An 18,951-nucleotide genomic window follows, 5' to 3' on the forward strand; every position below is an offset into this window, starting at 1 on the left:
GCTGGCAGGCGCCAGGGCGACCCTGGCGCTCGCCCGGCGATCAGTGCTGGTGATGCTCGGCCGCGGCCGGTTCATCCTTCTGCACCGCCACCTCGACCTGCACCTGCCCGGCCTTTTCGAAGGTCAGGGTCAGCGGGAAACGATCCCCATCCCTGGCCTGTTGCTTCAGGTCGAACAGCATCACGTGGTAGCCCATGGGGGCGAATTTCACTTCGCCGCCAGCGGGAATCACCACATTCGGTACCTGCTGCATCTTCATCATGCCGCCGACATGGGCATGCTCGTGAATCTCCGCCTTGCCAGCCACCGGTGTCTCAATGGCCAACAGGCGATCATCCTGGTCACCCTTGTTGTGCACCACGAAATAGGCCGCGGCGGTTGGCGCCACCGGCGGCATTTCCCGCGACCAGGGATGGTCGATATGCAGCTCGCCAGCGTCGTACTCGTGAGCAGTGGCCAGCAGGCTGGCGGCGAGCAGCGCGGTGGTCAGCGCGATTTTCTTCAATGACATGGTGATTCTCCGTGGATCGAATGGAATACAAGGCCGTACCCGCGGGCATGGCAACGAAAGGTCAAGCCAGCCGGCGTGTCGCAAGACGCGACAGCAGCAGAAAATCCAGGGCCCAGATCAGCAGCAAGGAAGCACCCACGAGTGGGAACAGCACGCCGAGGCCGATCATGATCGCCACGCCGACCTTCCAGCGCGGCAGGTCATGGCGCAGCGGCGGCACGCCGAGGCTGCCGCTGGGCCGTCGGCGCCACCACATGATCAGGCCGCTGATCGAGCTGAGCAGAATCAGCAGGCACACGACGAAGATGAACAACTGATGCGGCAGACCGTAGAGCTTGCCCATGTGCAGCATCACGCCACTTTCCACGGTGCGGGCCGCCAGGCCGTAATCGCGCCAGCGTACATCGGCCAGTACGGCGGCGCTGTACTGGTCGATGTGCAGCGTGGCGTCGTTACGTGGATCATCGGCGAACACCGCGATGGTGTAGACGCCCTCCGGGGTGGTCGGGAAGGTGATGCTGTAGCCCGGATGCACGCCTCGCTCGCTGGCGATATCCACCACCGCCTGCAAGCTTACCGTCGGTGTCGCCGTGGAGACCGGCCTGGCACCGCCGTTGTGCGCGGCGTGGGGATCGGACACCGGCATCGGTGTGTTTTCCAGCGCCCAGGGCACGATCTGCCTGTGGCTCTGGTTGAGTACACCGACCTGGCGATCCGAGGTCGGCACCTCGTCCCACATGGCCGCGGGAAAGTGATTCCAGGCTCCGGCGAACTGCTTGCCCCAGAACCCCGTCCAGGTCATGCCGGTGAGCAGCATGAACAGCAGCAACAAGGCCCCCCAGAAACCGGTGACGGCATGCAGGTCGCGCCAGAACAGCCGGCCACGGGCTGACAGCCGCGGCCACAGCACGCCAGCCTTGTTGTTGCCCCGAGGCCACCAGAGATACAGGCCGGAGACCACCAGCACCACACCCCAGCCGGCAGCCAGTTCGATCAGACGATCACCCGGCGTGCCGATCAGCAGGTCGGCGTGCAGCGCACGGGCCAGCGCCTGCAGATTGTCGTGGGCATCCTGGGTACCGAGGATGGCGCCGCTGTAGGGGTCGACGAATACATTGCGGGTGCGCTCGCCAACAGCGGCGATGAACTGCGCGCTATGGTCGGCATCCACCGGCGGCAGGTATTGGCTGACGCTGCCCTGGGGGTAGACCGCCTGTACCCGGCCAAGCATTTCATCGGCTGTCAGTGATTGGCCGCTGGCCTCCACTTGCAGCAGATCGGCGTACATCAGTTGATCGAGCTGTGGCTTGAACAGGTAGATGATGCCGGTCAACGACAACATGATCATGAAGGGAATGACGAACAGGCCGGCATAGAAATGCCAGCGCCAGGCCAGGTTATAGAACGAGGGTGTCGCGTTTCTCATGTGGAACCCGATCTTGTGCGTAAGCGAATTGCCCACAACGCCAAAACACGCAGCAGGCAACGACAACCAAACGAGGTCAGGCGATCAGCGGAGAAGCGCGAGGGTTGGCCGAGGGCCAGAGATAGCGCACGGCCCCGCCGGGTTCGGCGTTGGGGCGCGGGTTTGCCGGGCGCAGGCGTGGCAACAGGCCAAGCAGGCCGAAAAAGGCAGCGAGCGCCAGGGCAACGAAGGTGGAACACAACGGGCAACCGGATCCCGTCGAGGGCATCGGCATGCCGGAATCGACGCCGCCCATGTCCATGGCACCGCTGCCACTTGCATCGAGGGCGCAGTAGCCGCCGTCCATCCCGCTGAGTTGCAGGCCGGTCATCTGTCCGTGACCGATGGCACAGGCGAACGCGCTGAACAGGACGCTGAAATACAGCACCCAGGCGAGCAACGAGCGATCAGAGCGGGACAGGTTCATGGGCGGCGATTTTAGGGCTTGTGGCGTATCAGGTGCTGCGGTGGATTGCCGCAGAGCTTAGCGACCCCACGGAGCCTGCGCCAGCAACTCGGCGCAGCGCGCCTGGACGAACTCGCGCAATAGATTCACCGGTTTGCTCAGTTGCTCACGATGGGTGCAGATCAGATTGAGCGGTGTCGGCTCGCCCAGCACCTGCGGCAAGAGGATCTTCAAGCGCCCGGCGTGCACATCACCCGCCACGTCGAGCCAGGACTTGTACACCACACCCGCCCCTGCGACCGCCCAGCGGCGCACCACGTCGGCATCGTCACTGAGCCGGTCGCCAGCGACCTGCAGGCTGTGCTCGCCGTCGGCATCGTGAAAGCGCCAACGCTCGTAGGCACGGCCACCGAGCATGTAGATGAGGCAGTTGTGCTCGCGCAGATCACTGATCTGCTGCGGCTCGCCATGCCGCTGCAGATAAGCCGGCGCCGCGCACAGCACCCGGCGATTGCCGGGTGCCACAGGCAGCGCCACCAGGCTCGAGTCTTCCGGCGCGCCGTAGCGCAGGGCGATATCCACGGGCTCGCGAAACAGATCGGTGACCCGGTCGCCAAGCAGCAACCGCAGTTGTACCTGCGGATGCGCCTGCATGAACGTATCGAGCCATGGCAGCAAGGTATTGCGACCGAAATCGGACGGCACCGAGAGCTGCAGCGGCCCGCTGATGGCGGATTTGCTCCCGGCCAACTGCTGGCGCCCGGCCTCCAGGCTCTGCAATGCCTGCCGGGCATGCACCAGAAAGGCTTCGCCCTCGCCGGTCAGGCGCAGGCTGCGAGTCGAGCGGGCGAATAGCCGCGCCTGCAACTGCTGCTCCAGCCGTTTGAGCCCGGCGCTGGCCACCGCTGGCGAGATATCGAGCAGGCGCGCTGCGGCAGACAGGCTGCCTTCCTGGGCGATACGCACGAACAGTTGCAGGTCGTCAAAACGCAGCATGGCGTCGATCTTCAAAAAAATATTGAAAGAGACTCTACCTTCATCCGGTTTTTCCTGGCAATGGATTGGCGCAAGCTGCGTTCATCTCAGTCACCAGACAGGACACTCACATGAAAGCCGTCGCCTATCACCAGTCGCTACCCATCGATGACCCGCAAGCCTTGCAGGACGTGCAACTGGATGTACCAACGCCAGGGCCACGGGATCTCCTCGTCGAGGTCAGGGCCATCTCCGTGAACCCGGTGGACACCAAGATCCGCCGCAACGTGGCACCGGAAGGAGGTCAGCCCAAGGTGTTGGGCTGGGACGCCGCCGGCGTGGTCAAGGCAGTCGGCAGCGACGTAACCCTGTTCAAGGTCGGCGACGAGGTTTCCTATGCCGGCGCCATCAATCGCGCGGGTGCCAACAGCGAGCTGCATCTGGTCGATGAACGCATCGTCGGCCGTAAACCGCGCAGCCTGCCCTTCGCCGAAGCCGCGGCCATGCCGCTCACTGCGATCACCGCCTGGGAGCTGCTGTTCGATCGTCTGCAGGTCGCCGACGGCACCGCCGACCAGGGCCAGAGCCTGCTGATCGTCGGCGCGGCGGGTGGCGTCGGCTCGATGCTGGTGCAACTGGCCCGCCAACTCACCGGGCTGACCGTGATCGGCACTGCTTCACGGCCAGAAACCCAGGCCTGGGTACGCGAGCTGGGCGCTCATCACGTGATCGACCACAGCAAGCCACTGAACGAGGAACTGGTTCGTATCGGCATCCCCCAGGTCAGCCATGTGGCCAGCCTGACCCAGACCGACCTGCACTACGACGCCCTGGTCGAAGCACTGGCCCCGCAAGGCCGCCTGGCGCTGATCGATGATCCGCTGCAACCGCTGGACGTGATGAAACTCAAGCGCAAGAGCATCTCCCTGCACTGGGAACTGATGTTCACCCGCTCGCTGTTCGAAACCGCCGACATGATCGAACAGCATCGCCTGCTCGACCGCGTAGCCGATCTGGTCGACGCCGGCACCCTGAAAACCACCCTGGGCGAACACTTCGGCACCATCAACGCCGACAACCTGCGCCGCGCCCACGCCCTGCTGGAAAGCGGCAAGGCAAAAGGCAAGATCGTGTTGGAAGGGTTCTGAAATCCGGGTTAGCCAACGAACGTTAGGGGGGTTAGCGACGCCAAGCATCGTGGCGCGTCGCGTAATCCACCAGGCGATATCCGCTGTGACGCCGATGGTGGGTTACGGCGCGGCGACAATCGCGCGATCTTTATGTCCACCCTACGAAGAGCTCGCGGCTACTGAAATCGCGCGCAGTGATCCTCGGCCGGCAGGGCGGCGGTGTACCACACATAGTCCGCCTGCTCTGCCGTCACCGGCTTGCCCACCTCGGCGAGGATCAGTACCTGGGCGGTAGCGGATGCGCCCAAATCGCTGAGGTGCAGCGGCACACCCAGGTCACGCCGCACGTGGAAGGCGCCGGCGAACAGCATCGCTGGCTGCGGCGCGGCCAGCAGGCGTTCGGCCATGCGCCGGTCACGTTGCTGCTGCACCGCCAGCATCGCGGGTAACTGGCTGACCGGCAGCTTGTCGCAGTGAGACTCGCGAATCTGCGCCAGCAGCGGCTCACGCACCGTTGCGGCGGTCGACGCACGGCCCTGCAGAACAGGCTGCTCACGGTAGATGGCCATGATCTCGGCGCGGTCGAGATTCGCCGCTCTCAGCCCATGATCCTGAGCCAGCCCGTGGCGCACGATCGGCCCATACAACGTCCAGGGCCAGCCATTGCTCCACTCCAGCGCCTTGGGCAGATCATCGATCTGTCGGCCTTCTCTCATCTGCTGCGCCACGTTATCGGCTAACGGCTGTTGGCCGGACGCGAGCATCTCCAGCAGCAAGCCCCCCTGCTTACGACGTTGCTCAAGAGCGCGCAACAACCACAGCTGCAGCGCGTGATGATCCGGGTTGTCGTGCTGCTCACCGACCAGAACATGGGGCATCACAGCCAGGCGTGCCACCAATTGCTCGGGTGTCAGCCGCTCGCCACTATGCAAATCCCGGATCTGCCCCAACTCGGCATGCTCGCGCCCCTGCGGGCTTTGCCACTCTGGCAGCGGTGCCAGCACAGGCTGACCTTGACAGGCGGAAAGCACCAGCACGGCAAACAACAGAAGGGTACGCATGCTGGCTCCTTAACGGGCGACGATAAGCGGATGCCCGCGTTCTGGATGCCGTTGCACCAGCACCTCGAGGCCGAACACGGCCTGTAGCGGCTCGGCACGCAGCACTTCGGCGGGCAGGCCGATGGCATGGGTTCGCCCGTCGTTGAGTAACAGCAGGCGGTCGCAATAACGCGCGGCCAGGTTCAGGTCATGGAGGATCACCATCACCGCCGCGCCTTGTTCGGCAAAGCGGCGCACGGCCTGCAGCGTGGTGTGTTGATGCAGGGGGTCGAGCATGGAGGTCGGTTCGTCGAGCAGCAGCGTCTGCTCGGCGCCGCCCGGCCACAACTGCGCCAGCACCCGCGCCAGATGCACGCGCTGGCGCTCGCCGCCGGACAACTCCAGGTAGCTGCGTTCGGCCAGGTGCTCGGCGTCGGCGGCCTGCAGCGCCTCGCGGACGATCTGCGCATCACGATCCCGACCGGTGTCGTGTGGCATGCGCCCCATGACCACCACATCGCGAACCGCAAAGCCGAAGCTCAGCGACGAACTCTGTGGCAGCACCGCCAGGCGCCGGGCGCGTTCCACGCCATGCCATTCACTCAGTGGACGATTGCCAAGCGATACCTCGCCCGCTGCTGCCGCCAACTCGCCGCACAGGGCACCGAGCAGGGTGCTCTTGCCGGCACCGTTCGGGCCGAGCACACCCAGCACCTCGCCGGGCTGCAACTGCAGATCGATATCGGCCAGCACCTGCTTGTCGCCGCGCAGGATCGACAGCTCGTGTGCACTGAGCATCAGGTGCGCCCCCGCAGCAGCAGATAAAGAAAGAACGGTGCGCCGATCAATGCGGTGACGATGCCGATGGGCAGCTCGGCCGGCGACAGAATCAGCCGGGCGAACAGATCCGCCAGGAGCAACAGGCTGGCACCGGCCAACGCCGAGGCTGGTAGCAGCACGCGGTGATCAGGGCCGACCAACAGACGTACCAGATGCGGCACCACCAGACCGATGAAACCGATCATCCCGGCCGCCGCCACGGCCGCGCCGACGCCCAGCGCCGTGCAGAACACCAGTTCGCGCTTCAGCCGCTCGACCGCGAAGCCCAGATGGCGCGCCTCGGACTCCCCCAGCAGCAAGGCATTCAGCGCCTGGGCTCGGCGCGGCAACCACAGTGCCACGGCGAGGGTCACCAGCAGCAGGGGCCACAGCCGCGCGTAGCTGGCACCGTTGAGGCTGCCGAGGTTCCAGAAGGTCAGGGTGCGCAAGGTGGCATCGTCGGCCAGGTAGGTGAACAGGCCGATGCAGGCGAACGCCAGGGCATTGAGGGCGATCCCGGCGAGCAACATGGTGGTCACGCTGGTCTGGCCATTGCGCCGACCCAGGCGGTAGACCAGCGCGGTGACCACCAGCCCGCCAAGAAAGGCGCACAGCGACAGCAGATAGGGCGCGAACAGCTCGGGAATACCGCCCAACGCCGCGCCACCGACGATGGCGATAGCCGCGCCGAGCGCCGCACCGCTGGACACCCCGATCAGGCCGGGATCAGCCAACGGATTGCGAAACAGCCCCTGCATCGCCACACCACACAGCGCCAGCACCGCTCCAACGGCAAGGCCCAGCAACGTGCGCGGCATGCGGATCTGGCCGAGAATCAGCTCGGCCTGCTGCAGACCTTCACTGTCCAGTGGCAAACCCGCCAGGCGTAACGCGGCCCGTAGCGTGTCGCCCAACGCCAGGCTGACGGGCCCCAGCGCCAGGGATAGCCACAACGCAAGCGCGAGCAGCAGGCCCAGTGCGATAAACAGTGAGCGCGGGCTGATCACCGGCCTCATGGGGTCGCGGGGGTGAGCGGTGTACGGCCCGGATAGAAGGCCGCTGAAAGCTCGGCGAGGCCAGCGGGAATGCGCGGGCCGAGACCGCCGACCAGCAAGGTCGGGTCGATTGCCACCAGGTGCCCTGCCCGACCGGCCTTGGTCGAGGCCAGCGCCGGGTTCTGCTTGAGCAACGCCTGCCTGGCCTCGTCGCCACTCAGGCGGCGGTCGGCGAAAATCACCACCTCGGGATCCAGCGCCAGCAAGGCCTCGGTGGACAGCGCCTTGTAGCCATTGTGGGTAGTCAGGTTCTTGCCGCCAGCGTGCTCGATGACCCAGGCTGCGGCAGTGTCCTGCCCGCCCGCCATGGGACTGCTGCCGGCGTGACCGAGCAGCAGCAACACGGTCGGCGCCTGGGTATCGGCCTGCGCCTTGGCGACCCAGTCGGCCTGCTCGCTCAGCCGTGCCTGGTATGCGGCGAATACGCTTTCGGCACGCGCCTCGTCGCCCAGCAGTGCACCGATACGCTGCAGATTGCCGTGCAATACCTGCAGATCGGCATCAGCCGACAGGGCTTCGACCTTCACGCCTGCCGCCGCCAGTTGCGCCAGTACGGGCGGTGGGCCCATCTCCTCGGTGCCGAGCAGCACCTCGGGACGCAGGGCAAGGATGCCCTCGGCGGCCAACTGGCGCTGGTAGCCCACGCTCGGCAATTTCTGCAGGGACGACGGGTGCAGGCTGGTGGTGTCGACGCCGACCAGCTTGCCTTCACCACCCAGTTCCACGACCCACTCGCTGAGCGAGCCGCCGGCGCTGACCCAACGCTGGGGAAGGTTTTCGGCACTCGCCACCAGCGGCGACAGCAGGCTGGCGAACAGGGCGAATACGGCGATGGGGCGGGTCATGGATCAGGCTCCAGAAAAACGGGATTCGTATCAGGGCCACCACAAGGCATCAGTGGCCAGGGCTGGCAGTGTAGCCGCAGACAAGGCGGTTGCACGTGCTTTCAGGCTTGCAGAACCGGAGTTTCCTCTGCCAGGCGACGCCAGTCCTCGCGTTCAGGCACACCAGGCTTGCGCGCACCGAACAGCTGCAGGATCAGCTCGCCCTGGACATCGAAGGCTTCCCAACTGGTGATCACACCGTCGCTGCTCGGCTTGCGCACCCGCCACAGCTCATGGATGTCGTTGGCCTTGAGGTGCAGGTTGAACTGCGGATCCAGTACGTTGAACCAGGTATCCATCCAGCGCAGGTTGCTTACCGGGCCGGTGTGGATCTGGATGCAGTGCCGGTTGCCAACGAACACCATGATCGGCACCTCGGCAGTTGCAACGCGCTCGAACAGCCCAGGCAAGGCGCCGGGCGCCAGCGCCTCGGCCCACTCGCTGCCTGCCAGGCGCAGCGCCTGGGTGCGGGTTGCACCGTGGGTCTTCAGCAAGGCGAAGAAATGGTGGGTGTCCTTGAGCGTCGACCAACCAACGCGCAGGGCGCTGGCATCGATCTGTTCGTCCGCACGCTGCACCGCCGGCTGCGGCTGGGGTTTCAGCTCCAGCTCAGCGCTCTGCTGCGCGTCACGGAAGCGTGCAACCAAGGGTTCCCAGGCCGCCAGCTCGCTCTGCTCGGTGAGGTACACCTTGTGCACCGCCACACCCTGAAAGTCGAAAACCTGGAAGCTACGCATCACCCCACGCGGGCTCTGCTCCTCGACAGCGAACACGCTGGCCCAGCCACCGAGAAACAGACGCAGGTCGATATCCGCCGAGACCACCAGGCCCATCTGGCCATTGGCGGTCACCGTCACATCGCGGTAAACGCCCTTGCGCTCGTGCACGCAGGACTCGTTGCGGGTCAGGGCCATGACATCCCCGAGCTCGCCGAGCGCCGGTAATAGCGCCGCCCACTCCGGACGCAGGCGCACAGCGTCCACGCCCAGACGGCTGGCGGTCAGCTCGGCCTCACTGACGCCCAACTGCGCTGCGGCATCGCGGGCACGCAGGTGCGGCTGCTCGCCGCGCAGCACTTGCCAGCTCAAGTACAAGGGGCTCGGAGCACGAGCGGAAAGAGGATCGGACATCATGCTATTCCTTCAGGATCACGGCCTGGCGTAGCGAGTGGCAGGGACAAACGTCAGCCCTCAGAGGGGTAAGAACGCAACGCACCAAGACTGACGAGATTAACCCAATGAGAATAAAAACCCAACAGCACTGATAATGATTTGCATTAACCAAATAAAGTGATTTAACGTCCGCTCCGCCAATCAGGCCATCAAGAGCCACTGCGCGGAGCCAACGTCATGAGCATACCTCCCTTTCCCCTGCGACCATGGATGGCGCTGCTGCTTCTGAGCCCCTCTCTGACCATGGCCCAGAGCATCGGCAACACGACTACCGAACTCGACAGTACGAACGTCGTCGATACAGCGATCGAACAACCCCTCCCCACCACGACGTCGACGGATGCCGTAGTTGAACGATGCGGTACGGGGCGTATCGGGCGGCCTCGACTCGATCGACTTCAACAGCCTTTCGGATATCGACGTATCGCGCGGCGCGAACTCCAGCCAGATAGGCTCCGGAGCTCTTGGCGGCGCCCTGCAACTGCGGACGCTGATGACCTGCTAGCCGACGGCAAGGCATTTGGCACAAGGTAGAGTCCGACACCGACTTCAAGGCACCCGGCTACGGTGTGCTCGACCTCACCGGCTACTGGCAACCCGTAGCGCTCGATGGTGTGAAGTTGCAGGCCGGCCTGTTCAACCTGCTCGACAAGAAGTACTGGAACGCAGTGTCCATCGACACCTTGAGCCAACCAGAGGATTACTACAGCGAAGCCGGACGCAATTTCCGCGTGTCCGCTTCCTGGCAGTTCTAGATTTCGCGCAAGGACGCGCCCCCTCTTCCATCGCCAGGCCGATACGGGATAATCCCCCGCTCAGGCCTGGAGACTTCGATGATTCGTCTATGCGCCCCGGATGAGCTTCCAGAAGCTCAAAGCCGGGGCTTTTCCGTTGGAGGTACGCAATTGTTCGCCGTTCGCAAGGATGGTGAGGTGTTCGTGTACCGCAATCGCTGCCCACATCGTGGCGTGCCACTGGAATGGCAGGCTGACCAGTTTCTCGACCCCAGCGCCAGCCTGATTCAATGTGCCCGGCATGGCGCGCTGTTTCTGATCGAGTCCGGCGAGTGCGTGGCCGGCCCTTGCGAAGGCGATGCCCTGCAGGTCATCGACAGCCGAGAGGCGAGTGACGGAATCTGGGTCGATCTGTAGTCAAAACCCGGCAGCAGTCTTACGTCAGCAGCACATCCAGACGTCGCATGACCTCGATCCCCTGCGGGGAGATATCCACGCCGTAAGCCAGTACCTCCACACCAGCGCTCACCGCCTCGACCAAGGCCGCCGCGTAGGCGGGGTCGATTTCCCGGGCAGGCCGCACCGCCTCGATGCCCGACAGGTTCACGCAATACAGCTGCACGGCACGCACACCACTGCGCGACAGGGCCGCAAGCTCGCGCAAATGCTTGGCACCGCGCTCGGTGCGCGCATCCGGAAATGCCGCCACGGCGCTATCGGCGAAGCCCAGGGTCACGCTCTTCACTTCGACGAAGGCCACGCCGCTCGGGTATTCCAGGCAGAAATCCACCCGGCTGCGCTCCACGCCGTAGGGCACTTCGCGGCGCAAGGCGCTGAAGTCGGCGAGCTCGGGGATCAGGCCGGCGCGCAGTGCTTCCTCGACCAGGCCATTGGCTCGCCCGGTGTTGATGCAGGCCAGACGACCATGGGGCGTTTCGCCGATCTCCCAGGTGCCCGGCAGCTTGCGCTTGGGGTCATTGGAGCGGCTGAACCAGACTCTGCAGCCCTCGCTCATGCAGTTGAGCATCGAGCCGGTGTTCGGGCAGTGGATGGTCAGCAGCTCGCCAGTTACGGTTTCGATATCGGCGAGAAAGCGCTTGTAACGGCGCAGCAGGCGGCCTTCTTCGAGCGGCGGATCAAATCGCATCGGCGCTCCAGCTCTTCAGGCCACGGGCAATGCGCTCCACGGCTTGTTCCAGGCGCGGCAAGCTCTGCGTGTAGGCGAAGCGCACGTGGTGCCCCGCCTGATGGCGCCCGAAGTCCAGACCCGGGGTGAAGGCCACATGTTCGGTTTCCAGGAAGTGCTGGCAGAAACCATAGGCATCGCCGCCGAAGGCACGGATATCCGCATACAGATAGAAGGCGCCCTGGGGTTCCACGGCAATGCCGAAACCCAGTTCGCGCAACGCGGGCAGCAGGAAGTCCCGACGCTCGGCGAAAGCGCCGCGGCGTTCTTCGAGAATGGCCAGGGTCTGTGGCTCGAAACAGGCCAGCGCCGCATGCTGGGCCATGCTCGGCGCGCTGATGTAGAGGTTCTGCGCCAGCTTTTCAAGATCGCTCACCGCCCCTTCGGGCGCCACCAGCCAGCCCAGGCGCCAGCCAGTCATGCCGAAATACTTGGAGAAGCTGTTGAGCACGAAGGCGTCATCATCCACTTCCAACACGCTGCTGGCATCCACGCCATAGGTCAGGCCGTGATAGATCTCATCGACCACCATATGGCCGCCGCGGGCTTTCAGGGCCTGGGATAACGCCGCCAGCTCTTGCGCACTCAGCATCGTGCCGGTGGGGTTGGCGGGTGAGGCGAGCAAGGCACCGACGCTATCGGCGTTCCAGCACTCGGCCACCGCCTGAGCGGTCAGTTGATAACGTTCCTCGGGGCCGACCGGCACCAGTTGTGCGGCGCCCTCTACCAAACGCAGGAAGTGTCGATTACAGGGATAGCCAGGGTCTGCCAGCAACCAGTGCTTGCCAGGATCGACCAGCAAGCTGGCAGCCAGCAATAGCGCACCGGAGCCGCCGGGCGTGATGAGGATGCGCTGCGGGTCTATGCTTAGCCGGTAGCGTTGCGCATAGAAAGCGGCGATCGCCTCACGCAGAGCCGGTAGCCCGCGAGCCGCGGTATAGCGGGTGTGCCCCGCGGCCAGCGCAGCCTGGCCGGCTGCGACGATGGGTGCTGCGGTGGTGAAGTCCGGCTCGCCGATCTCCAGGTGGATGACGTCATGGCCCTCGGCCTGCAACTGGTTGGCGCGAGCCAGCAGTGCCATCACGTGGAAGGGTTCGATCGCGCGGCTGCGGGCGCTGTAGAGCTGGGCCATGGGAAATGCCTTGGGAAACCTATTAAAGGTGGAATTCTATCAGGCCGGCTCTGTCATACCGTGCCGACAGGATACTGAAACAGGTGTTTACACTGCGATTGCAAAGGCCCGTTCGGCAGATAGTACGGCGTCCGTGGCGTGGCCATGAGGCCCTCTGCAAAGCCGCTGGGGACGCTCTATCGAACCAAGACGCACAACCGCGACATCCGGGAGTGGCGCGGCTTGAGTCGATCTGGTAAGTTCGCCCGCTTGCAGTCGCAGGGCCGTTATTGTAAACGGCAACGGACACATTCCCTGCGCAGTGGATTAGAGAGAGTGAGAGGCGGTCATCCATGCCCATCAAAGCAAAAGCAACAAACGGCCAATTGATTCGTGGCTTCGAACCCTATAAGGAAACCAAGGGTGAGGAATACATGAGCGAGGCGATGCGCGCCCACTTCACCGGCATCCTGAACAAATGGAAGCTGGAGCTGATGCAGGAAGTCGATCGTACCGTGCACCACATGCAGGACGAGGCGGCCAACTTCCCTGATCCGGCAGATCGTGCCAGCCAGGAAGAAGAGTTCAGCCTGGAGCTGCGTGCCCGTGATCGCGAGCGCAAGCTGATCAAGAAAATCGACGAAACCCTGCAACTGATCGAAGACGAAGAATACGGCTGGTGCGACTCCTGTGGCGTCGAGATCGGCATCCGCCGTCTGGAAGCCCGCCCCACTGCCACGCTTTGCATCGACTGCAAGACCCTGGCGGAAATCAAGGAAAAACAGGTCGGCTCCTGAGCCGATCAGACAACGGGGCGCTCAGGCGCCCCGTTTCGTTTCCCCTTCATATACACCCGCCCGCATGCACAGCTCCGCTTACATCGGTCGCTTCGCCCCTACGCCCAGTGGCTATCTGCACTTCGGCTCGCTGGTCGCCGCCCTCGCGTCTTACCTTGATGCCCGTTCCGTGGGCGGCCTCTGGCTGCTGCGCATGGAGGATCTCGATCCACCCCGGGAAGTCCCTGGCGCACAAACCGCGATTCTGCAGACCCTCGAGCGCTACGGCCTGCACTGGGACGGCGAGCTGGTACGCCAGAGTGAACGCCACGCCGACTACGAAGCATTGGTGCAGCGCCTGTTCGATCAGGGCCTGGCCTACGCCTGTACCTGCTCGCGCAAAAAGCTGGAAGGCAGCGGCGGTATCTATCCGGGTTACTGCGGCAATGCCGGACACGGTCGCCATGATGCTGCTATCCGCCTGCGCGTACCACAGCTGACCTACCGCTTCACCGATCGGGTACAGGGCGAGTACAGCCAGCACCTGGGCCGGGAAGTCGGCGATTTCGTTATCTGCCGTCGTGATGGCTTGTACGCCTACCAGCTCGCCGTCGTTCTGGACGATGCCTGGCAAGGCATCAACAACGTGGTGCGCGGCGCCGACCTGCTCGATTCGACCCCACGGCAGCTCTATCTGCAGGAACTGCTCGGGCTGCCCCAGCCACGCTATCTGCACGTCCCGCTGATTATCCAGCCTGATGGCCACAAGCTCGGTAAGTCTTACCGCTCGCCACCGCTGCCAGGCGATCAGGCCACGCAGCTGCTGCTTCGCGCCCTGCGCGCACTCGGCCAGGAGGCACCGAGCGAGCTTGCGGACGCCAGCGCCGAGGAGCTGCTGCTCTGGAGCGCAGGTCGCTGGGATGCCAGTCGCATTCCGCGTACACGCAGCCTGGCGGAAAGTCAGTTGCGCTGACCGCCGGTAACGGGCAGCCTTGCCAGGCCGTGTGAAAACGTAGCGAGCGAAGGTCAGGCAAGGGCTAGGCGCCCCCGCAAACCGGCGAAAAAGCGCAGTTTACGAGTTGTAAATGAGCATTTTGACTGGGCTGGCATTCCAGCCGGTTTTTAACGCCGCATGACCGAGCGCAGTAGTTTTCACACAGCCTGTTGCCCCCAATTCATGATCAGGAATCCACCATGCACGCCCAGCTCGAAGAACTCATCGGCAAAATCAGCTCGGGCTGCCTGCCGCAGGACGAGATCACCCGTATCGCCGACGAAGCCGCCCAGGCTTATGCCGACCCGATTGCCTTTCTGGCGGCCAACCCGGATATCAACTACGACGACAGCTTCCCCATCCCTCTGGGCGAATGGATGGTGGTCGGCAACCTGCCGGATACCGTGCTGTTCCAGGCCGACAGCTATGACGAGCTGTTCAGCCAGATCACTGCGTCCTTCGGCGCCGAGGTGAGCTTCGTGCTCACCGCCAAGCAGTTGCACAAGGTCGAACCGCTCAAGGCCCTGAACCGTATCCAGGTGCAGCTGAGCAGCCTGTCCAAGGAAACCCAGGGCTATGTGCTGGTCGACTTCAGCGAACCGCTGGACGACGAACTGCAGGCGGTCTTGGTGTACACAACCGACTTGCCACGGGTGCTTGAGCTGGCCGTGGAAGTGGGCATCTACGCGGCTCCGGCCTATGAGACCCTGAAAGCGGCGCAAGCCGAGCAGTAAGCTCATCACGTGCGTAGGTGGAACGGCATGATCGCTCCACCGCTGACGCTCCGACATGGCTTTCCCGGGTATCGCTTCGCTCACCCCAGGCGACGGTTCCGCGCGAATCAATTGCAGAAGCTGGGGCGCCTGGCAATTGTCGCTCACGAACTACCGTCTCGTAGGAGCCGGCTTGCCGGCGATCAATTCGCCGGAACGGATAGACCTACAGTCCCTCTTCGTGCAACCGGCGCAGGTGCTCGATATACAGGCTGACCGGATTGACGCCCTCGCCTGCACGGCCGAAGTGCTGGTTGACGATATCCAGGTGATCCAGCGGGTAATCGTCGCGAATCACCTTACCCAGATGGGAGCTGACACGGCCAACCATGCCATCGCACTGCCCGGCCTCACGCACGAAGGTGCGGGCGAAGCGCCGGCAGAACCAATGCGACGGATCGCGTCGATTGCCGCCCTGGTCGGTGATACCGGGCTGCAGGATCCCGGACCAGGAGTAATAGCGCACGCCATTGACCTTTTCAGGCCCCTCCTCGCCCCATACCGACGGTAGTCCCTGGGGGTACTGGTGATTGAAGATGCCTACGCCTTCGGTGGTCAGCGAACGATGGGCGGCTGTGGCATTGATCGGCATGCTCGCGCCACGAGCACCACTGTCCAGCAGCGTTACCACGCGCGCCAGCATATGCACCCCGAGCAGCAGCAACTTGCCGCGCAGGCTGCCTGGCGCGGCTTTGCGCTCTATATGATCGGCGAGCTCCGAACCCTGGTGGGGGCCGGCCAGGGAAGTCACCGACGCGACCCATTCCGGCCTGTGTGCAGCGGCGTAGCGGCACACCAGAGCACCCTGGCTATGGCCGATCAGATGCACCTTTTGCGCTCCGCTACGCCGACGGGCGTCGGCGATCTGCAGCAGCAATTGTTCGCCGCGAAGCTCAGTGGCATGCACCGACGACAGACGCGCCGGGTAAACATCGACGCCCTGATTGCGCAGGGCCGTGACGATGCCATACCAATATTCGAAACCGAGCAGGCTGACGAAGCCCAGAAAACCAGGAACTAGCACCAGTGGATACTGGGGAACTGCACGATGACCCATTTCAGACTCCATGGAGGGTGCCGCCTGGCCAATGGCAGGCATCAGGCAAGCACCAGGGAAAGCACATCATGATCGTCGATGGCCACTATCGAGACAGTCGACTTCATCCCTGACTACCTCGCCCTTAGCATGGTTCCGTGAAACACCGTATGCAGAGAGAACGAGGTGCAACCATGAAAGCCCTGACCATCGCCCTGGCCCTGAGTCTTTTGAGCGCCAATGCGCTCGCATTGCCCAGCCGCGGCCCAGCGCCCATTCTGGGCGAGGCCGTAGATAGCAGCCAGCAACAACCGCAAATCGACCGCTAGCCTCAGGATGAAAGCCCGCGACAGCATGTGAGTGCGACTGCGGGCACGACCAGACCGAGCCATGGGTGATTTAGGACGAACTTATCCACACTCGCCGGGTTCGAAAAATGGTCTGGTTCATCACAAGGGAAATCCATCATGTTCAAACAAAGTCTGGGTGCCGCATGCGTTCTGGCCGTCCTTACCGGTTGTGCCGGCACGCCTGAGAATCCGGTCGACCACATCACTTACCGTAACGAGCCGCTGGTCAAGCAGGTCGAGAAAGACATGAGCAAGTCGACCGTTCTGGAACTGGGCGGCCCACCTTCCTCGGAAATCACCCGCACGGTTCAGCCTGGTAGCTGCAATAACTACGTCCTCAACAGGGATGGCAAGGAGCAGCCCTACTACGTTGCCTTCAACTCTGCCGATCGCGTCGACGGCAAAGGCTTCCTGACCTGCGAGCAGATGGAAATCAACGAACGCGAACGCGCCCGCGGTCACGGCATCTGATTCGGTCGCTCGCAATGAAAAATGCCCGCCTCCAAGGAGAGCGGGCATTTTTTAGCTTCAAGCCAAGCCAATCCCAATTGAGCGGCGCTTTATAGTCTTGTGGCTTGAAGCTTGTCGCTTGCAGCTGCCTTTATCAGATCGCGCCGCGGCTGCGCAGGATCGCCAGCACCTGTTTGACGCACTCGTCCACCGACAGGCTCTGGGTATCCAGCACCAGATCAGCGTTCAGCGGTACATCGTAGGGGAAGGAATCGCCCGGGATGTTATCGCCGCCCGCCGTATACAGCCCCTGCGGGTCACGCTCTGCGCATACCTGCGGCGAAGCCTGCACGTAGACGGTGATCAGGCGCTCGGCACCGATCAGCGCCTTGGCCTGCTCGCGGCCCTCGGCATCCGGCGCCACGAAAGCCGCCAGGGTCAGTAGACCGGCTTCGTTGAACTGACGCGCCACGTGAGCGGCACGGCGCCAGTTCTCGGTACGCCCGGCGCGATCCTGTGGCAGGCCCTTGTTCAGATCATGACGCAAGTTCTGCCCATCGAGCACGTACACCGCCCGGCCCATGTCGAACAGCTTGCGCTCCACGGCGTAGGCCAGGGTGCTCTTGCCCGCGCCAGACAGGCCGCTGAACAGCACGGTGGCCGGCTGCTGGCCGAAGCGCGAGGCACGCTCTTCGGTGGAGACATGACCGGACTCGCTATGGTGGCCCGAACCCGAGACACGAGCGTCGCTGATGATCATGCCGGCGCCGACGGTGCCATTGGTCAGGCGGTCGATGACGATGAACGCGCCGGTGGTGCGGTTATGCGCATAACCGTCCAGAGCGATCGGCGCGTCGAGGGCGATCTTGACCTTGCCGATCTCATTGAGCTGCAGACTGCTCGCAGTACCCTCTTCCAGGGTGTTCACATCCACCCGGTGGGCGATGCTGGCGATGGAGCCCGGCACATAGCTGGTGGCGCGCTTGATGTCGTACTTCTTGCCCGGCAGCATCGGCTCTTCGGCCATCCACACCAGCATGGCGTCGAAGCTGTCGACCACCTGAGGACGGTTGTCGGCATGCACCAGCATGTCGCCGCGCGAGACGTCGATCTCGTCTTCCAGGGTCAGGGTGATCGCCTGACCTGGGCCAGCCTGCTCCAGCTCACCTTCGTAGGTGACGATGGACTTGACCTTGCTGACCTTGCCCGACGGCAAGGCAATGACTTCGTCGCCCTTGCGCACGATGCCGCTGGCCAGGGTGCCGGCGAAGCCGCGGAAGTTCAGGTTCGGGCGGTTGACGTACTGCACCGGGAAGCGCAGGTCGGTGAAATTGCGGTCACCCGCCACTTCCACGGTCTCGAGAATCTCCATCAGCGACTGGCCGCTGTACCACGGCGAGCGCTCGGACTTGTTGACCACATTGTCGCCCTTCAGCGCCGACATCGGCACGAAGAACAGCGAAGTGGGCTTGAGGTTGATCTTGTCGGCGAAGGCCTGGTAATCGGCCTTGATCTGCTCGAACACGCCCTCATCGAAGTCCTTGAGATCCATCTTGTTGATGGCGACGACGATATGCTTGATGCCCAGCAGGGAGGCGATGAAGCTGTGGCGCTTGGTCTGGGTCTGCACGCCGTAACGGGCGTCGATCAGGATGATCGCCAGGTCGCAGGTCGAGGCGCCGGTGGCCATGTTGCGCGTGTACTGCTCATGGCCGGGGGTGTCGGCGATGATGAACTTGCGCTTGGCGGTGGAGAAATAGCGGTAGGCGACATCGATGGTGATGCCCTGCTCACGCTCGGCCTGCAGGCCGTCGACCAGCAGCGCCAGATCGACTTCCTCGCCGGTGGTGCCACTCTTCTTCGAATCGCGGGTGATGGCTTCAAGATGGTCTTCGTAGATCATCTTGGAGTCGTGCAGCAGACGCCCGATCAGGGTGCTCTTGCCATCATCGACGTTGCCGCAGGTGAGAAAACGCAGCAGCTCCTTGCGCTCGTGTTGCGCCAGGTACGCGTGGATGTCTTCGCTGATCAGTTCGGATTGGTGACTCATTCTTCGTAGCTCCAAGCGGCAAGCTTCAAGCGGC

General features: G+C 63.7%; 22 protein-coding genes. 9 read left to right on the top strand and 13 right to left on the bottom strand.

All coding sequences use genetic code 11. From position 1 onward, the window contains the following. Positions 1-40: 40 nt before the first annotated feature. The 4 genes from DNK10_RS02400 to DNK10_RS02415 all read right to left on the bottom strand — a co-directional run bounded on the left by DNK10_RS02400 (position 41) and on the right by DNK10_RS02415 (position 3,378). Positions 41-511 carry a copper chaperone PCu(A)C gene (locus tag DNK10_RS02400; RefSeq protein WP_131178752.1) on the bottom strand — a complete coding sequence of 157 codons (471 nt, stop codon included), beginning with the start codon at positions 509-511 and terminating at the stop codon, positions 41-43. A 61-nt stretch (positions 512-572) separates the two neighbouring features. Then, positions 573-1,937 carry a PepSY-associated TM helix domain-containing protein gene (locus DNK10_RS02405; RefSeq protein WP_131178751.1) on the bottom strand — a complete coding sequence of 455 codons (1,365 nt, stop codon included), beginning with the start codon at positions 1,935-1,937 and terminating at the stop codon, positions 573-575. Positions 1,938-2,013: 76 nt separating this feature from the next. Continuing rightward, complete coding sequence (locus DNK10_RS02410; RefSeq protein WP_131178750.1) at positions 2,014-2,403, bottom strand: DUF2946 domain-containing protein; 390 nt, start codon at positions 2,401-2,403, stop codon at positions 2,014-2,016. 57 nt (positions 2,404-2,460) lie between these two features. Next, the gene (locus tag DNK10_RS02415) at positions 2,461-3,378 is read right to left on the bottom strand and encodes a LysR family transcriptional regulator (RefSeq protein WP_131178749.1); all 918 of its coding nucleotides are present in this window, start codon (positions 3,376-3,378) and stop codon (positions 2,461-2,463) included. Between the two features lie 110 nt (positions 3,379-3,488). On the opposite strand from DNK10_RS02415, the gene DNK10_RS02420 reads away from it, so the two are divergent. Further along, positions 3,489-4,505 carry a zinc-binding alcohol dehydrogenase family protein gene (locus DNK10_RS02420; protein ID WP_131178748.1) on the top strand — a complete coding sequence of 339 codons (1,017 nt, stop codon included), beginning with the start codon at positions 3,489-3,491 and terminating at the stop codon, positions 4,503-4,505. Positions 4,506-4,663: 158 nt separating this feature from the next. On the opposite strand, the gene DNK10_RS02425 is transcribed toward DNK10_RS02420, so the two are convergent. The 5 genes from DNK10_RS02425 to DNK10_RS02445 all read right to left on the bottom strand — a co-directional run bounded on the left by DNK10_RS02425 (position 4,664) and on the right by DNK10_RS02445 (position 9,418). Beyond that, complete coding sequence (locus tag DNK10_RS02425; RefSeq protein WP_131178747.1) at positions 4,664-5,548, bottom strand: ChaN family lipoprotein; 885 nt, start codon at positions 5,546-5,548, stop codon at positions 4,664-4,666. A gap of 9 nt (positions 5,549-5,557) precedes the next feature. After that, the gene (locus tag DNK10_RS02430; RefSeq protein ID WP_131190456.1) at positions 5,558-6,325 is read right to left on the bottom strand and encodes a heme ABC transporter ATP-binding protein; all 768 of its coding nucleotides are present in this window, start codon (positions 6,323-6,325) and stop codon (positions 5,558-5,560) included. Next, positions 6,325-7,362, bottom strand: a complete 1,038-nt coding sequence (locus DNK10_RS02435; RefSeq protein WP_131190457.1) for a FecCD family ABC transporter permease — start codon at positions 7,360-7,362, stop codon at positions 6,325-6,327. Before DNK10_RS02435 ends, DNK10_RS02430 begins: the two co-directional genes overlap by 1 nt. Next, a complete protein-coding gene (locus tag DNK10_RS02440; RefSeq protein WP_131190458.1) occupies positions 7,359-8,246 on the bottom strand; it encodes a heme/hemin ABC transporter substrate-binding protein in 888 nt (295 codons plus the stop codon). Before DNK10_RS02440 ends, DNK10_RS02435 begins: the two co-directional genes overlap by 4 nt. Positions 8,247-8,347: 101 nt before the next feature. Next, entirely contained in the window at positions 8,348-9,418 is a 1,071-nt protein-coding gene (locus DNK10_RS02445) for a hemin-degrading factor (protein ID WP_131190459.1), read from the bottom strand. Positions 9,419-9,806: 388 nt separating this feature from the next. Between DNK10_RS02445 and DNK10_RS02450 the strand changes: the two genes are divergently transcribed. The 3 genes from DNK10_RS02450 (at position 9,807) to DNK10_RS02460 (ending at position 10,608) form a co-directional block, all read left to right on the top strand. After that, positions 9,807-9,962: a TonB-dependent receptor plug domain-containing protein gene (locus tag DNK10_RS02450; RefSeq protein ID WP_131190460.1), complete on the top strand. Its 156-nt coding sequence runs from the start codon at positions 9,807-9,809 to the stop codon at positions 9,960-9,962. 64 nt (positions 9,963-10,026) lie between these two features. Then, the gene (locus DNK10_RS02455) at positions 10,027-10,212 is read left to right on the top strand and encodes a hypothetical protein (protein ID WP_425273840.1); all 186 of its coding nucleotides are present in this window, start codon (positions 10,027-10,029) and stop codon (positions 10,210-10,212) included. 78 nt (positions 10,213-10,290) lie between these two features. Beyond that, positions 10,291-10,608: a Rieske (2Fe-2S) protein gene (locus tag DNK10_RS02460; protein WP_131178740.1), complete on the top strand. Its 318-nt coding sequence runs from the start codon at positions 10,291-10,293 to the stop codon at positions 10,606-10,608. Between the two features lie 19 nt (positions 10,609-10,627). On the opposite strand, the gene sfsA is transcribed toward DNK10_RS02460, so the two are convergent. Both sfsA and DNK10_RS02470 read right to left on the bottom strand, forming a co-directional pair. Then, positions 10,628-11,338, bottom strand: coding sequence for a DNA/RNA nuclease SfsA (gene sfsA, locus DNK10_RS02465; protein ID WP_131190462.1), 711 nt, complete (start codon positions 11,336-11,338; stop codon positions 10,628-10,630). Continuing rightward, entirely contained in the window at positions 11,328-12,509 is a 1,182-nt protein-coding gene (locus DNK10_RS02470) for a pyridoxal phosphate-dependent aminotransferase (protein WP_131178738.1), read from the bottom strand. Before DNK10_RS02470 ends, sfsA begins: the two co-directional genes overlap by 11 nt. A gap of 332 nt (positions 12,510-12,841) precedes the next feature. Here DNK10_RS02470 and dksA point away from each other — a divergent pair, with 332 nt between their 5' ends. From dksA to DNK10_RS02485, 3 genes are all read left to right on the top strand, one after another. Then, complete coding sequence (gene dksA / locus DNK10_RS02475; protein ID WP_131178737.1) at positions 12,842-13,285, top strand: RNA polymerase-binding protein DksA; 444 nt, start codon at positions 12,842-12,844, stop codon at positions 13,283-13,285. Between the two features lie 64 nt (positions 13,286-13,349). Then, positions 13,350-14,237 (top strand): tRNA glutamyl-Q(34) synthetase GluQRS, encoded by an 888-nt coding sequence (gene gluQRS / locus DNK10_RS02480; protein ID WP_131190463.1) that lies wholly within the window; start codon positions 13,350-13,352, stop codon positions 14,235-14,237. Positions 14,238-14,458: 221 nt separating this feature from the next. Continuing rightward, positions 14,459-14,992: a hypothetical protein gene (locus tag DNK10_RS02485; RefSeq protein WP_131178735.1), complete on the top strand. Its 534-nt coding sequence runs from the start codon at positions 14,459-14,461 to the stop codon at positions 14,990-14,992. 205 nt (positions 14,993-15,197) lie between these two features. On the opposite strand, the gene DNK10_RS02490 is transcribed toward DNK10_RS02485, so the two are convergent. Continuing rightward, positions 15,198-16,088, bottom strand: a complete 891-nt coding sequence (locus DNK10_RS02490) for a lipase family alpha/beta hydrolase (RefSeq protein ID WP_244216191.1) — start codon at positions 16,086-16,088, stop codon at positions 15,198-15,200. Between the two features lie 173 nt (positions 16,089-16,261). Here DNK10_RS02490 and DNK10_RS26275 point away from each other — a divergent pair, with 173 nt between their 5' ends. Together DNK10_RS26275 and osmE are read left to right on the top strand one after the other, a co-directional pair. Further along, positions 16,262-16,396 carry a hypothetical protein gene (locus DNK10_RS26275; protein ID WP_279635809.1) on the top strand — a complete coding sequence of 45 codons (135 nt, stop codon included), beginning with the start codon at positions 16,262-16,264 and terminating at the stop codon, positions 16,394-16,396. Positions 16,397-16,534: 138 nt separating this feature from the next. After that, on the top strand, positions 16,535-16,888 hold the full coding sequence (gene osmE / locus DNK10_RS02495; RefSeq protein ID WP_131178733.1) for an osmotically-inducible lipoprotein OsmE: 354 nt from the start codon (positions 16,535-16,537) through the stop codon (positions 16,886-16,888). Between the two features lie 133 nt (positions 16,889-17,021). On the opposite strand, the gene cysN is transcribed toward osmE, so the two are convergent. Next, positions 17,022-18,917, bottom strand: coding sequence for a sulfate adenylyltransferase subunit CysN (gene cysN / locus DNK10_RS02500; protein ID WP_131190465.1), 1,896 nt, complete (start codon positions 18,915-18,917; stop codon positions 17,022-17,024). Positions 18,918-18,951 lie beyond the last annotated feature (34 nt).

Origin of the sequence: Phytopseudomonas daroniae (assembly GCF_004327275.1) — a bacterium.
Classification (GTDB): Bacteria; Pseudomonadota; Gammaproteobacteria; order Pseudomonadales; family Pseudomonadaceae; genus Aquipseudomonas; species Aquipseudomonas daroniae.

Excerpts from the sequence above, each read along its gene's own strand:
- DNK10_RS02400 (WP_131178752.1), bottom strand. The coding sequence starts at position 511 with ATGTCATTGAAGAAAATCGCGCTGACCACCGCGCTGCTCGCCGCCAGC.
- DNK10_RS02405 (WP_131178751.1), bottom strand. The coding sequence starts at position 1,937 with ATGAGAAACGCGACACCCTCGTTCTATAACCTGGCCTGGCGCTGGCAT.
- DNK10_RS02410 (WP_131178750.1), bottom strand. The coding sequence starts at position 2,403 with ATGAACCTGTCCCGCTCTGATCGCTCGTTGCTCGCCTGGGTGCTGTAT.
- DNK10_RS02415 (WP_131178749.1), bottom strand. The coding sequence starts at position 3,378 with ATGCTGCGTTTTGACGACCTGCAACTGTTCGTGCGTATCGCCCAGGAA.
- DNK10_RS02420 (WP_131178748.1), top strand. The coding sequence starts at position 3,489 with ATGAAAGCCGTCGCCTATCACCAGTCGCTACCCATCGATGACCCGCAA.
- DNK10_RS02425 (WP_131178747.1), bottom strand. The coding sequence starts at position 5,548 with ATGCGTACCCTTCTGTTGTTTGCCGTGCTGGTGCTTTCCGCCTGTCAA.
- DNK10_RS02430 (WP_131190456.1), bottom strand. The coding sequence starts at position 6,325 with ATGCTCAGTGCACACGAGCTGTCGATCCTGCGCGGCGACAAGCAGGTG.
- DNK10_RS02435 (WP_131190457.1), bottom strand. The coding sequence starts at position 7,362 with ATGAGGCCGGTGATCAGCCCGCGCTCACTGTTTATCGCACTGGGCCTG.
- DNK10_RS02440 (WP_131190458.1), bottom strand. The coding sequence starts at position 8,246 with ATGACCCGCCCCATCGCCGTATTCGCCCTGTTCGCCAGCCTGCTGTCG.
- DNK10_RS02445 (WP_131190459.1), bottom strand. The coding sequence starts at position 9,418 with ATGATGTCCGATCCTCTTTCCGCTCGTGCTCCGAGCCCCTTGTACTTG.
- DNK10_RS02460 (WP_131178740.1), top strand. The coding sequence starts at position 10,291 with ATGATTCGTCTATGCGCCCCGGATGAGCTTCCAGAAGCTCAAAGCCGG.
- sfsA (WP_131190462.1), bottom strand. The coding sequence starts at position 11,338 with ATGCGATTTGATCCGCCGCTCGAAGAAGGCCGCCTGCTGCGCCGTTAC.
- DNK10_RS02470 (WP_131178738.1), bottom strand. The coding sequence starts at position 12,509 with ATGGCCCAGCTCTACAGCGCCCGCAGCCGCGCGATCGAACCCTTCCAC.
- dksA (WP_131178737.1), top strand. The coding sequence starts at position 12,842 with ATGCCCATCAAAGCAAAAGCAACAAACGGCCAATTGATTCGTGGCTTC.
- gluQRS (WP_131190463.1), top strand. The coding sequence starts at position 13,350 with ATGCACAGCTCCGCTTACATCGGTCGCTTCGCCCCTACGCCCAGTGGC.
- DNK10_RS02485 (WP_131178735.1), top strand. The coding sequence starts at position 14,459 with ATGCACGCCCAGCTCGAAGAACTCATCGGCAAAATCAGCTCGGGCTGC.
- DNK10_RS02490 (WP_244216191.1), bottom strand. The coding sequence starts at position 16,088 with ATGGGTCATCGTGCAGTTCCCCAGTATCCACTGGTGCTAGTTCCTGGT.
- DNK10_RS26275 (WP_279635809.1), top strand. The coding sequence starts at position 16,262 with ATGAAAGCCCTGACCATCGCCCTGGCCCTGAGTCTTTTGAGCGCCAAT.
- osmE (WP_131178733.1), top strand. The coding sequence starts at position 16,535 with ATGTTCAAACAAAGTCTGGGTGCCGCATGCGTTCTGGCCGTCCTTACC.
- cysN (WP_131190465.1), bottom strand. The coding sequence starts at position 18,917 with ATGAGTCACCAATCCGAACTGATCAGCGAAGACATCCACGCGTACCTG.